Source organism: Bradyrhizobium sp., from assembly GCF_016462955.1.
Lineage (GTDB): Bacteria > Pseudomonadota > Alphaproteobacteria > Rhizobiales > Xanthobacteraceae > Bradyrhizobium.
The window spans coordinates 1-364 of sequence record NZ_JAEMSD010000770.1; the positions used below are offsets into that span (position 1 = coordinate 1).

A 364-nucleotide genomic window follows, 5' to 3' on the forward strand; every position below is an offset into this window, starting at 1 on the left:
GGTCTGGATCTCGCGTTCGAGATCGACCGACATGCGCTGGAAGTCGGCGATCATGGTCTCGATCTGGGTGACCCGGCGGCGCTTCTCGTCGACCTGAAACTTCTTCAGGCGGATCAGGGTATCTCGTGACTTCATCGACTCGTACTCCCCAGAAGTCCCCCCGCTGCACGTGGGACGACACCGGTCGCCCCACGGGCCCGATGGGGGCCCAGACCGGCTCTGCTACTTTGTGGGATGGGATGATGACCGGACAAAGTTAGCGTTCCGTTTCCAAATTGCCGAGGATTTGCGACAACTGGCGGTAGCCGTCGGCGAGCGAGGCATTCTCGTCCTTGCGCTGGCGCAGGAACGCCTCCAGCGGCTC

Annotated in this window: 1 protein-coding gene and 1 pseudogene; both read right to left on the reverse strand. The window is 62.4% G+C overall.

Annotation, left to right across the window (positions count from 1 at the left end; translation table 11 throughout):
- Positions 1-135, reverse strand: a pseudogene (locus tag JHD07_RS38140) (flagellar export protein FliJ); the annotation flags it as partial.
- A gap of 121 nt (positions 136-256) precedes the next feature.
- The coding region (locus JHD07_RS38145) for a hypothetical protein (protein WP_291631614.1) at positions 257-364 on the reverse strand (108 nt) is incomplete at its 5' end.